14 protein-coding genes are annotated in these 11385 nt (G+C 43.9%); all 14 read left to right on the top strand.

Annotation, left to right across the window (positions count from 1 at the left end; genetic code table 11):
• Positions 1-209, top strand: a 209-nt coding sequence (locus BGC07_RS18640; protein ID WP_139121850.1) for a phage head closure protein, incomplete at its 5' end; no start/stop codon positions are given.
• Positions 202-597, top strand: a complete 396-nt coding sequence (locus BGC07_RS18635) for an HK97-gp10 family putative phage morphogenesis protein (RefSeq protein ID WP_069314563.1) — start codon at positions 202-204, stop codon at positions 595-597. The genes BGC07_RS18640 and BGC07_RS18635, both read left to right, overlap by 8 nt.
• Complete coding sequence (locus tag BGC07_RS18630; RefSeq protein WP_069314562.1) at positions 594-947, top strand: hypothetical protein; 354 nt, start codon at positions 594-596, stop codon at positions 945-947. Before BGC07_RS18635 ends, BGC07_RS18630 begins: the two co-directional genes overlap by 4 nt.
• Positions 948-1370: a phage tail tube protein gene (locus tag BGC07_RS18625; protein WP_069314561.1), complete on the top strand. Its 423-nt coding sequence runs from the start codon at positions 948-950 to the stop codon at positions 1368-1370.
• Positions 1371-1373: 3 nt separating this feature from the next.
• Positions 1374-1715, top strand: coding sequence for a hypothetical protein (locus BGC07_RS18620; RefSeq protein ID WP_069314560.1), 342 nt, complete (start codon positions 1374-1376; stop codon positions 1713-1715).
• 26 nt (positions 1716-1741) lie between these two features.
• Positions 1742-2026 (top strand): phage tail assembly protein T, encoded by a 285-nt coding sequence (locus BGC07_RS18615; protein ID WP_069314559.1) that lies wholly within the window; start codon positions 1742-1744, stop codon positions 2024-2026.
• A gap of 3 nt (positions 2027-2029) precedes the next feature.
• On the top strand, positions 2030-4099 hold the full coding sequence (locus BGC07_RS18610) for a hypothetical protein (RefSeq protein ID WP_069314558.1): 2070 nt from the start codon (positions 2030-2032) through the stop codon (positions 4097-4099).
• Positions 4092-4433: a phage tail protein gene (locus tag BGC07_RS18605; RefSeq protein ID WP_069314557.1), complete on the top strand. Its 342-nt coding sequence runs from the start codon at positions 4092-4094 to the stop codon at positions 4431-4433. Before BGC07_RS18610 ends, BGC07_RS18605 begins: the two co-directional genes overlap by 8 nt.
• A complete protein-coding gene (locus BGC07_RS18600) occupies positions 4430-5101 on the top strand; it encodes a phage minor tail protein L (protein ID WP_069314556.1) in 672 nt (223 codons plus the stop codon). Before BGC07_RS18605 ends, BGC07_RS18600 begins: the two co-directional genes overlap by 4 nt.
• Positions 5004-5819: an NlpC/P60 family protein gene (locus BGC07_RS18595; protein WP_077217060.1), complete on the top strand. Its 816-nt coding sequence runs from the start codon at positions 5004-5006 to the stop codon at positions 5817-5819. The genes BGC07_RS18600 and BGC07_RS18595 overlap by 98 nt, the downstream gene beginning before the upstream one ends.
• Entirely contained in the window at positions 5809-6099 is a 291-nt protein-coding gene (locus BGC07_RS22825; RefSeq protein WP_235603492.1) for a tail assembly protein, read from the top strand. Before BGC07_RS18595 ends, BGC07_RS22825 begins: the two co-directional genes overlap by 11 nt.
• Positions 6090-6365, top strand: coding sequence for a tail assembly protein (locus BGC07_RS22820; RefSeq protein WP_235603491.1), 276 nt, complete (start codon positions 6090-6092; stop codon positions 6363-6365). Before BGC07_RS22825 ends, BGC07_RS22820 begins: the two co-directional genes overlap by 10 nt.
• On the top strand, positions 6362-9646 hold the full coding sequence (locus BGC07_RS18585) for a host specificity protein J (RefSeq protein ID WP_069314554.1): 3285 nt from the start codon (positions 6362-6364) through the stop codon (positions 9644-9646). The genes BGC07_RS22820 and BGC07_RS18585 overlap by 4 nt, the downstream gene beginning before the upstream one ends.
• Positions 9646-11385, top strand: a complete 1740-nt coding sequence (locus BGC07_RS18580) for a gp53-like domain-containing protein (RefSeq protein ID WP_069314553.1) — start codon at positions 9646-9648, stop codon at positions 11383-11385. The genes BGC07_RS18585 and BGC07_RS18580 overlap by 1 nt, the downstream gene beginning before the upstream one ends.

Raw genomic sequence — 11385 nt, 5'->3', positions numbered from 1 at the left:
TGAGTCCGGATGCAGGTCGAGAGTTATTTAGCGCTCATCAATTTTATAGTGAAATTACGCACACCGTGACACTGCGCTACACCCCCGGCATTACGCCGGCGATGCGGGTTTATTTTGAGGGCCGTTATTTTGAAATTCTAAGTGTGATTAATCGAGATGAACGCAACCGTGAGCTCATTCTCGCATGCAGAGAATGGATTAATGCCTAAAACAACTTTTACCGTTGAAGGCTTAAAAGATTTAGAGCAAAAGCTAAAAAAATTAGAGCCTAAAAAAATAAGAACACTTAATCGAAGAGCCTTACGCAAAGCCGCGGAGCCGGTTGAACGTCAAATGAAAGCCAATGCACCGCAAAAATCGGGCGCACTTGCTGAGTCAATTAAACGCCGTTCAAAAAAGGGAAAAGGTCGTCGAGCAATCGTTAATGTGACGGTTGGGCCTTCGAGAAAAATTCAGTATGCGATTGAACAAGAGTATGGGAGCAGCCACCAACCAGCGCGGCCATTTATTCGTCCGGCCTTAAATGACAACGCTCCGCAAGCTATCGATACTTTTAAAAATGAGTTAACACGGGCGCTTAAAAAGCAAAAATTATGATTGAAGCCGATTTTTACCACGCGCTTAGTGCAGTGGGTTTCCCAGTGTTTCCGCTGGTCTTACCAAAAAAGCAAACGTTGCCAGCGATCACTTATCAAGTGGTTTCAGGTCGCAGAGATTACGAGCTGGATAGTCGGCCAAGCCTCACAAAAAAGAGCATACAAGTGAATTGCATGGCTAAAAAGCATAGCATTTGCAAAATGATGCAGTGCAAAGTTCTTGAAGTATTGGATGCACATCAAACGGCGGTGATTCAGCTCATTACTTTAGAATCTGAACTTGATCAATATGAACAAGAAACAAAAACCTACCGCACGAGTTTAACCTTTACTGTTACAGGAGTAATTTAAATGAGCGTATCTATCGGCGCACACTCAGAGTTTTATCGAGATACTGATAATGCAGGGAATTATCAAAAAGTCGCTAATATCACCAATATCGGCGAGATTTCTTCGTCCAGGGATAAAGTGGATGTTACCGAATATGGTAGTGATCATAAAAAGTATCAGGTCGGTTTGAAAGATCATGATGAAATTCAGCTCGATATGAATTTAGTTCAAGATAACGCTGCCTTGAAAGATTTAATCAGTGATTATGAGGCGGGCATCGAGCGCCAGTTTAAAATTATTATCCCAACCCAGCCCAAGCGACAGATTTACGAATTTACGGCCTTAATCACCAACCATAAAGTGACCTCACCGATGACCGAGGCCATTACCATGAGTGTGAGCCTGCAACCCACAACGGCAATTGCCCAAAGTGACGAGGTTTAATTTATGTCTATACGTGATTCATTACTAAATTTAACCTGTAAAACACAACCGGTTTATATCGAAGAGCTGCAAACTGATTTTCATGTGAAAGAGCTCTCTGTTGCTGAACATGAATTGTTATTCAAGGAGCAGAAAAAAATTGACCGCGCTGATATAGCTTTGCTGATGATTTGCCTGGCTTTGTGTGATGAACAAGGTGTAAGAGTTTTCAATAGCAGTGAATATAAAAAACTTGAGAGTTTACCTAACCCTGTCGCGACTAAATTAGTTACAGCGATTCAAGTCATTAATGGATTTACAGAGGATAATGCGAAAGAACTGCAAAAAAACTCAGAACCAACCTAAATAGACGTTTTTTATTTAGGTTGGCGTTGGCCCTTGGTAAAACTGTTAATCAACTTTCACAAGAACTCACCGCTTCAGAGTTTAACGAATGGCTGGCTTATTATTCAATTGAACCTTTTGGGATAGAAAAAGAAGATTATAGAAACGCTTTAATTGTGAGCGCGGTGGCAAATGGTCCTTTACAGCGCAAAGATAAAAAGCTGTTTTCTGCGGATGATTTTATGCCTGATTATGAGGCTTCACCTGAAAAAACAGAACAGCCGGTCGGGCAAATGGCGGCGATTTTATCAGCTATTTCAGTGAGAAAATAAAGTATGGCAACTATTGGCTCTTTAGTCGTTAATTTAAGCGCAAACTCAGCGGAGCTTGTTAAATCTTTGTCTAAGGCTGAGCTAGCTAGCAAAAACTTTTCTAAAAATGTTCAGCGAAATTTAAAGCGCACGAGCATTGCTTTTGCGGCGGTTTCAACGGCGGCCACTGGTGCAATTGCTGTGATGGTGAGCAAGTCGAGTGAATCGATCGATTTATTAGCCAAAACTTCAGATAAATTAGGGGTCACAACTGAGGCGTTGGCAAGCTTACGACATGCCGCAGAGCTGACCGGAGTTTCGCAAAGGAAGCTCGACATGGGTTTGCAGCGGATGACGCGGCGTTTATCTGAGGCAGCGGCAGGCACAGGAGCCGCTCGCACTGCTTTGGTTGAGTTAGGTTTAGATGCTGAACGATTAAACCAACTCTCCCCGGATGCTGCATTTAAAGAAGTCGCGGCCGCGATGGAGAATATAGAAAGTCAATCTGACAAAGTGCGCCTTGCCTTCAAGCTTTTTGACTCTGAAGGCGTTAGCCTGGTGAATACCTTACGCCTAGGTGCAAACGGTTTAGACCAAGCAGCCAATGAAGCGGCGCGTCTTGGTATTGCTATTAATCGTATTGATGCGGCTAAAATCGAAGCGGCGAATGACTCGATTTATAAATTAAAACAGTTTTTCGTTGGACTCAGCCATGAGCTTGCTATTGCCGTTGCTCCAATGATTGAAGATGTGACAACGCGACTTACTCGCGCTGGGACAAACGCGAATAACTTTGGAGATTTAATTACTTCATCTTTTTATCGTGCGACTAAGGCCATGGCTAAAGTGAAAGACTGGTTTCATTATATTGACCTTTCTGTTTCAGGGTTAAAAGTGGGGTTTGCTTATCTGGCAGATGGAGCAACGCGCTTATTTGTTGACCTAGGGCGTGCTTTGGCACGAGGCCATGAGAAAATTGCGGAGTTCACGGATTGGCTTTTAGAGAACACTCGAAATATTGCGATTGCTGCCCAAACTTTACCGGGGGTTGGCGATACATTTAAAGGTGTTGCTGAGTCGATTCAATCTTTGCGCGAAAAACTCACGGATAAAATTAAACTGGACACCAGTGACCTTGATGCAAGCGCTCAGAGTGCAAAATACCTGAATGAGAAAATCGCTGAACTCTCAGGTAAGCTTTTAACGCTACGTCCTTCGGATGAGGTTGATGTGTATTATGCTGAAATTGAAAAAAAACGCGCTGCATTTCATAAAAAATTAGAACAAACACAACCGGAAAAGTCGGCGCTTATGGGCGCATCGCTGCGCGCTCAGGATAATCAAAAGCAGTTAGAAAGTTTAAAAGAACGCTTACTCTCAGAAGAGGAAGCGATTAAACACTCTTATGAAAAACAAAAGCGCATCATTTTAGATGCAACACGTGAAGGTTCAGAGCAACGTGCAAAGCTCTTAGAAAAAATTGAAATTCAAAAGAACGACAAATTAAAAGTATTAGCTGAAAAGCAAGCCAGAGAATTGAACACCGTAGGGCACCAAGCCAAAGAACTCGCAGGCAACATGGAAGGCAGCTTTAGCAATGCCTTTACAGGCATTGTTAAAGGCACCGCGACCGTCTCCGATGCCTTTAGTGCGATGTTAAACGATATGGCAAGTGAAGCTCTATCGATGTCGGCTAAAGGTATTTTTAAAATGGCGCTGGGGGCCGTTGCCGGTTCGTTTGGAGGTGGTGGCTCTTGGTTTGGTGGCGGCGCTACAGCAGGTGCAAAAGCGGCCGGGGGAACGGTGGCCGCGGATCGACTTTATCGCGTCAATGAACGCGGGCCTGAGTTATTCAGCACAGGCGGTAAAGATTACCTGATGACAGGTAAAAAGCCGGGGTTTGTCACACCGAATCATAAACTGGGCCAGACGGTTATCTCTAATCAGGTGCAAAATAATATCACCATTGCCCCAACAATAAACGCCAACGGTGCCGATGGCGAAGAATTAAGTCAAGAGGTCGTGAAGACGTTGAAAAACATTGTGACTGACCAAGTGTTTAAACTCAAAAAACAAAAATTACTCAATGCTTAATTTTCCCAATTTAAACCCGAATAGCATTGATTCGGACCGGGTGAAACCACGCATTCGTGTCACGCAATTAGGCGATGGTTATGTGCAACGTGAAGCGGATGGCTTAAACACCATTCAGCATTTTTTTACCGTGGCCTTTGTGGGCCTCAGTGAAGTTAACAAAGACCTTTTGATTAATTTTGTGCAAGCACGCGCGGGCATCGAGCCGTTTTTATGGTATCACCCCGGCGAGAAACGACATTATCAAATGGTGTGCTCCGAATGGCAGAGCACGTTCGAATATCCTGCGTGGAAAGTGGGTTTACGTTTTGAAGAGGATTTTAACCCTGTATGAGTCTTGTTGAATCGGCAAAGATTTATTTATATACCCTGGACCTCTCACCACTTAAAACGACAACAAAATATCATTTTTGTGGTAGCCCGGATGGTAACAAATCGGTGAGCTTTGGCGGGGTGATTTATAACCCCATTCCATTGCAAACGGATGGATTTGAGCGGACGACCTTACACCAACCCACGCCTTCGATTGTGTTAGGGAATGTGAAGCCGGTTTTTTTACCACTATTAAAAGCTTATGACAATTTGCGCGGCGCATTAATTCGACGAGTGATGACTTATGTAAAACATTTAGATGGACATTCTGACCCGGACCCGAGTGCGACCATGCCTGAGCAGATTTATGTGATCGAGCGTAAATCTCAGCATAACAATCGACACATTGCGTTTGAGTTGGGCACTAAGTTACCTACCGATTTAAAACTGCCCCGGCGTACACAATTGGCATCGTGTCCACGAGTTTATCGGCAATGGGATGAAGAGGCTCAAGCGTGGATTATGGGCGATTGCCCGTACCTTGCGACGAAGTATTACAACGAATTTGGACAGCAAACGAATGATAAAAAAAATGACAAGTGCGGCAAAAAACTCGCCGATTGTATGGCGCGATTCGGCAACGAACAAGCGTTACCCTTTGCAGGATTCGAAGGCATTAAGCCTTTTTAAAGCTCATGCGCTCGCAGAATACCCTCGCGAGGCGGTGGGGCTGATTTTCCCAGATGATACCTTTTTACCTTGTGTGAATTTATCGAACACCCCTGAAGTTAACTTTACTCTAGACCCCACGGTTTTAATTGATGTACCAGAGGACACGATTTTAATGCACTCACACCCGGATTCGAGCGCAGAGCCAAGCGTAACGGATATGGTGGGGCAACGGGATACGGGACTTTTGTGGGGCATTGTTTCGCTGAATCAAAATGCGGTGATGGACACTGTGATATTCGGTGAGAACTTAATGTCACGCGAGTTATTAAACCGCCCTTTTATTCATGGTGTTTTTGATTGTTATTCGTTGATACGCGATTTTTACATGCTTGAAATGGGTATTTTATTAGCTGATTTTCCCCGTCAGAGTTCTTGGTGGGAAGTAGCAAAATATGATTTATATGATCGTAATTTTAAAGAGGCGGGGTTTATTGAAATGGATAAAACCGGGCCATTGTTACGGGGCGATGTGTTGTTGATGAAAGTGGGGCGCACGACTTGCATTAACCATGGAGCCATTTATCTAGGGTCAGATTGCCGATTGCAAGAAGATAAAAATAACTGTATTCAAGCGCCGGATATGATTTTACATCATGTTTGTGACAATTTAAGCCGCCGCGAAATGCTTTCTGAATGGCAAAAACGTGTTGTTAAGGTGGTGCGTTATGCTCACTAAAGTTTATTTACATGGGCGCTTGGGCCGCTTATGCGGCTCTTTTTTTGAGCTAAAGGTATGTCACGCTAAAGATGCAATTCGTGCACTATCGGCGCAAATTCCTGAGTTTAGTAAAATTCTGCGCGCCGGTGAATGGGCGATTTTTCGTAAGCGTAAAAGCTTAAACTTTGATCAGCTTGAATTGAATTGTGCCGGTGGTGAAATTCATATTGTGCCTAAGCCTAAAGGCGCAAAAAAAATTCGGGACTCACGCAAATTGTTGTCGGTGCCGTGTTATTAGTTACAGCTTATTATACAGGCGGGGCATCGACAGCCCTAGCAGGAGGTCTTGCTAGTGCAGGAACAGGCCTGGTTTTAAGTGGCTCACTCACCCTACTTTCACCACAGCCTAGCTATGATAATGATTACAGTACCACGGACCCGAACGCCTCAACGTTGTTTAATGGCGTGGACAATGTAGCAACCCCAGGCGCGCCGGTGCCGTTAATTTATGGCGAGCATTTAGTCGGGAGTTCTGTTGTGTCGAGTCAATATAAAACAGTATGACTGATTATATTTATGGCTCTGGTGGTGGCGGTAAAGGTGGCGGTGGTGTTCACACCCCAACCGAAGCGCCGAATACACTTTCAGCGAACGCTATCGTTACGCTGGTTGATTTACTGGGTGAGGGCGAAATTGAGGGTTTGGTCGATGGGGCGAAGTCGGTTTATTTTGATGATACGCCACTACAAAATGCGGACGGTTCGTTTAATTTTGAAGGCGTCACACTAAAAAGTAGCAACGGCACACCGTCACAAAGTTATTTGCCGGGCTTTGAAGAATCCACCACAGAGGAAACCATCGGTGTAAAAATCACGAAAGCGCAGCCGGTTGTACGCACAATTGGCCGCAAAGAAACCAATGAACTGCGGGTTAAACTGGGTTTAGATGCACTTACCGAATATGCGACTAATGGCGATATTCATGGCTCTAAAGTACATGTTCGTATGTATCTCAATGATGTGCTGGTGGTGAACCATGAGATCGAAGGGAAAACAACAAGCAAGTTTGAGCAAACGTTTTCGATTAAAGTTTCGCCGGGTTATTACATCGCAGAGATTAAAGACTCCAATACGGTTCCGACAGACCCGGATGAATTTGTGGCATGGAAACGTGCCGGGGCGCAGGCGCAAACTGAAAACTTTTACAAAGAAACGACCTTTACTTACCCCTATACCTTAAAAGTTGAGCGGGTGACTGAGGATGCCGAATCCACCCGCATACAAAACGGTATTTATTTAACGAGCGTTACTGATGTTATTGATACGAAATTAAGCTATCCGAACAGTGCGGTGGTGGGGCTAGAATTTAGTGCGGCGCAATTTGGTAATCAATTGCCCAAACGCAGCTATTTAGTGCGTGGCATTAAAATACAAGTGCCGAGTAATTATGAACCGAGTACGCGAGTGTATAGTGGGATTTGGGATGGCACCTTTAAAACCGAATATTGTAATAATCCGGCGTGGGTGTTTTATGACTTGCTCACTAATGAACGTTATGGGGCGGGTAATTACCTGGTTGAAAGCGATTTAGATAAATGGGAATTATACAGCATCGCGCAATATTGTGATGAGTTAGTTCCAGATGGTCGTGGCGGTTCGCAGCCACGCTTTTGCTGTAATTTAGCGATTAATAATCAAAATCAGGCTTTACAGGTCATTACACAGCTCACGTCTATTTTTAGAGGCATGGCCTATGATGCAGCGGGGACGATTCAATTTAGTCAGGATCGACCTCGTGAACCCTCAAGGTTGGTAACGCAAACGGATGTAGTAAACGGTCAGTTTGATTATCAGACAACAAGCATTAAAGGCTTGCATTCTGTGTGTGTCGTCGCCTTTCGCAACCCTGATTTAAATTATGCGATTGATCAAGAAGTCGTTGAAGATGCAGGACGTATTGCACGCATCGGTGAGCGGCGCTTAGAAATTACTGCGGTCGGTTGCACCTCTCGCGCCCAGGCCATGCGCCAAGGGCTATGGGCGCTGCAATCAGAGGCGCAGAGTGACATGATAAGTTATAAAGCGACTCAAGACCATGTTAATTCGTTGCCCAGCGATATTATTAAAATCTTTGACCCTGAAATGGACCGCGAAGAAGGCGCAGCGGGCTTAATTAAAGCCATTGCGGGCAACACGATAACCTTAGACCGTGATGTGAATTTAGGCACACAAAATACCTTGATGACATTTTCAGGGCAGCAAGGGATTCAAGAGTATAAAGTAATAACTGCGCCCACCTCTACGAGACTTGAGCTAGACAGAAACGCAAATGAAAATGTGGGCACAAGCTGGGTATTGTATCACGCGACTGAGCCAAAACAATGGCGAATCACTGCGATTACTGAAGAAGAAGACGGCAACTATATAATTAACGCAATCGCGCATGACCCCGATAAATACCGTGTGATTGATGAAGAGCGCTCCCTGGGGGTCAGTAAAGAAAATGCAGTCGTTCCCTCTTTGCAAGTGCCGAGAAATTACCGCCTTGAAAATAGCGTTGTTTATAACGGCGGTGTCGCTCAAGCCGTGTTGATTATTGCTTTTGATGGCGATGATAATGCCGCTTACTATGAATATCAAACGCGCAGCAATAGCGGCAATTATTCTGACATACAAAAGACAAACATTAATCAGATAGAATTGCACTCAACAGGATGCACTTATACGTTTCGGGTACGTTCTGTCGGTTGGTTTGGTCAAACGAGCGGTTATTCAACATTTACTTGTAGTTCGTCTTTAGAGCAAAAAATTCCTGAAAATGTTAGCCGGTTTGTATCGGCACACAGCGGCAGTAACGCGATTTTAGAATGGGCGAAAAACCCAGAACTCTATGTCAAACACTATGAGATTCGTTTTGGTTTAAGTTGGGAGAACTCGATTCTAATCGCTGAATTAGATAGTACAACCTTGCATTTACCTAACCCTCGCCCTGGCACGTATTTAATTAAAGCGATAACTCATTGGGGCATTAAATCAACACAAGCGACGACACTAGAGCTCGTTGATATAGACGCGCTCAATATCATTAAGCAATACGATTATGCAGATGATGGTTGGCCGGGTGAATTTAATAAAACCGCTGTTAGTGAAGATAACTGTATTCAGCTTTTCTCATATTACTTTTGGGGCGGTATGACAGAGCACTGGGCTGATTACAGTGAGCAATGGCAAAACATTAAGCCGGGTGTTTTAGCAGCGGATATTAGCGAGGGTGATTATATTAGTCAGGTATATGACTTGGGTAAGGTGATGCGCTGTCGTCTGTATGCTGAGATGGAAGTCACCCAAAGCAATGCGGCTTTGTCCTGGGGTAATATGCAAAAAAATTGGAGCCATTACACGCTTGAAAATTCCTGGTCATGGTTAGGTTCGCCGGAAGCTTGTGGCTTTGAAGTGCAAGCGGCGACATCAACAGATAATCAAACGTGGACTGAGTACGGCCCGATTACCTCGAGTTTTAAACAGTTTCGATATGCAAGATTTAAAGTGATTTTGAAGCGATTTGACCCCCAATATACACCGGCGATTAAGCACTTACGTTGTATGTTTGATGTGCCAGAAATTGCTTATAACGTTGATAATTTTCCCGTGAGCGATAGCGGTTCGACGTATATCTACCCCGAAGCTTTACAACAAAAAGTCGCGGCGGTTGCAACGATTCAAAGTGGTGATACGGGAGATCAAATTAAATTACAAAAAACTTTATCACAAGTATTGGTTCAGATTTTTGATAAAAATGGTGTCGCGAAAGCTGGCGAAGTTGATTTATATATAAGAGGTCACTGATGCAAGACTTTAAAGTTAGAGAAATAACAGCAAATTCCAGCCCTGCGGATGATTATGCAAAGCTGGTTAATTCAATTCTCTCGAATCAATCGAACTTTTCAGGGGATAACGAACCAACCAACCCTGTGGGGGGGATGTTTTGGGTCGATACAAAAAATAAAAAACTATGGCAACGAAATAGTGCAAATACCGGGTGGATTGATAAAGGATTAACTGATTCAGCAATGGCGAGTATGGATGATCTAAAAGCGTACTCTGCTAGCCCTAATCTACTTGTTAATTCATTATTTGATGATTGGAATGGCTCTCCCCTGCCGAGACATTTTTGGAATTATTACCATGGTAATGGCCGTAATACCCAACTAACTAAAATTGCTGTGAATGCAGGCGACAGCATTGTAGAAAGTATGGCGAGCCTTATTGCTACTGATTATGTACACCGTGTTACAGAAAATGCTTATGCATTGAAAGTAAGTTTAGATGCAGGCAGTAGTGAATGGTCACTAAATCAGCAAGTATTAGTGCCTCGCGACTGTAAAATTTCACAAGGTGTTTATCTGTATATCGAGACTACCGGTGATGCTGACGTGCGTATCCATGATGACCCTTGGCCGATAGGTCATTCCCCAGTACCGAAGTCTGATTTTAATAAACCCATCAAATGGTTTCAGTTTAAAGAGACTAACGTGGCAGGCGGTGACTTAGGGTTTCTTATTTCTATAAGAGAATCTACCGCACCCATCACTGTGTATATTATGGCTCCCTGGCTGACTTATGGCTATTGTGATCACTGGGTAGATAGCTCTATAGGATCACGGACTTTAAAAGCATTAGAGCGTGGTGCGCCTTTTGTTTGTAGCAACCCTAATCCTTATTTCTCAGCATCGAATGGGGATGAGTATTTGCACACTCATAATCCTCACAGTCACACGATTACCCGTGAGTTTGTCGAGCCTGAGCATAACCAAATAACCAAAGATTTAAGTTATTACTTAGGAGGTTTTGACGGTGATGGCAATCGTAATGAGATGACAGCGTTAACTCATATGTCGCCGCGCTTTATGAAAGTCACGGTTACTAAAAATCCGTCTGCAAGTAATATCAATTTTACTTTGACCGGTGGGGGCGCTCCCTACACTTTCGCACAAGGCACAACAACCTCTTTTATTGGCCTATTTGGAGTAGAAGAGGGTCACGTTATACTTCGTGATGGCAGCCGTGTAAATGCAGGCACGATAAGAACAAACATAAAAAGCCAGATGTATCGAGGCGCGAGCGTCCAGGGGTATGGGCATTCTTATCATTGGGATTATTTCAGTATTAATACTGATGAAGGTACAGAGAAAATCGTTTTCTACCTGTCTGCTTACATGGTGTGTGCTGGCTACGCACGTTATTGGAATGAGATCGCAGTCCCCTCTTTGGTAAACACTTGCGACAAAGTGGGAGATACAGGTTATATGGTTAACCGTTCAACAGGTATGACCGAGCAATGGGGTACTGTCCAGGTTGCGGCGACTACCGAAGATACTTTTTGGTTGAATTTTCCGAAGGCGTTTGATTATGAATGTACTAATATAATTCTTACCCCCTTTGAGGCTACTCAAGATAATTTTAATGACATGCACCCCGTCGTGGTAGGAGCGCCAGAAAAAGGACGTTGCTTAGTGCGCTTTAATTGGACGACTGCGGGGACTAAACAGGCCGCTGGCTTTTCTTATATCGCAAGAGGACGTTAA

It is taken from the genome of Piscirickettsia litoralis, from assembly GCF_001720395.1.
GTDB lineage: Bacteria > Pseudomonadota > Gammaproteobacteria > Piscirickettsiales > Piscirickettsiaceae > Piscirickettsia > Piscirickettsia litoralis.
Note: the sequence above shows the minus strand (reverse complement) of the source record. Positions and strands in the feature narration are given on the sequence as shown.

Bases quoted from the DNA above. Each gene is read 5' to 3' on its own strand.
- BGC07_RS18635 (WP_069314563.1), top strand. From the start codon at position 202: ATGCCTAAAACAACTTTTACCGTTGAAGGCTTAAAAGATTTAGAGCAA.
- BGC07_RS18630 (WP_069314562.1), top strand. From the start codon at position 594: ATGATTGAAGCCGATTTTTACCACGCGCTTAGTGCAGTGGGTTTCCCA.
- BGC07_RS18625 (WP_069314561.1), top strand. From the start codon at position 948: ATGAGCGTATCTATCGGCGCACACTCAGAGTTTTATCGAGATACTGAT.
- BGC07_RS18620 (WP_069314560.1), top strand. From the start codon at position 1,374: ATGTCTATACGTGATTCATTACTAAATTTAACCTGTAAAACACAACCG.
- BGC07_RS18610 (WP_069314558.1), top strand. From the start codon at position 2,030: ATGGCAACTATTGGCTCTTTAGTCGTTAATTTAAGCGCAAACTCAGCG.
- BGC07_RS18605 (WP_069314557.1), top strand. From the start codon at position 4,092: ATGCTTAATTTTCCCAATTTAAACCCGAATAGCATTGATTCGGACCGG.
- BGC07_RS18600 (WP_069314556.1), top strand. From the start codon at position 4,430: ATGAGTCTTGTTGAATCGGCAAAGATTTATTTATATACCCTGGACCTC.
- BGC07_RS18595 (WP_077217060.1), top strand. From the start codon at position 5,004: ATGACAAGTGCGGCAAAAAACTCGCCGATTGTATGGCGCGATTCGGCA.
- BGC07_RS22825 (WP_235603492.1), top strand. From the start codon at position 5,809: ATGCTCACTAAAGTTTATTTACATGGGCGCTTGGGCCGCTTATGCGGC.
- BGC07_RS18585 (WP_069314554.1), top strand. From the start codon at position 6,362: ATGACTGATTATATTTATGGCTCTGGTGGTGGCGGTAAAGGTGGCGGT.
- BGC07_RS18580 (WP_069314553.1), top strand. From the start codon at position 9,646: ATGCAAGACTTTAAAGTTAGAGAAATAACAGCAAATTCCAGCCCTGCG.